Annotated in this window: 1 protein-coding gene; it reads right to left on the bottom strand. The window is 51.9% G+C overall.

Annotated elements, in window-relative coordinates; genetic code table 11:
• On the bottom strand, window positions 1-191 hold a 191-nt coding region (locus tag ACYP03_RS26480; protein WP_459782736.1), incomplete at its 3' end, for a LysR family transcriptional regulator.
• Between the last annotated feature and the right edge of the window lie 75 nt (window positions 192-266).

Genomic DNA, 266 nt, shown 5'->3' with positions numbered 1-266 from the left:
AGCAGACCGTGGGCACTGCGGACAAACAGCGCGTCGTCGAACTGTTCGCGCAGCCGGGCCAGACTTTTGCTCACCGCCGACTGGCTGAGAAACAAACGCTGGGCTGCCCGGGTCACGCTGCATTCCTGCAGCAGGACATGGAGGCAGACCAGCAGGTTGAGATCGAGGCGGGCTAATTTATCCACAGTCATATTGCGTCCGTTATGTTAACAGTGATATTCCGATATGGAATTTTAGTAGTGAATATAAACCATTTTGATTCATAT

The organism is Photobacterium sp. R1, assembly GCF_054600795.1.
The sequence above is the reverse complement of the archived record's forward strand: the minus strand, read 5'-3'. Positions and strand labels throughout refer to the sequence as shown.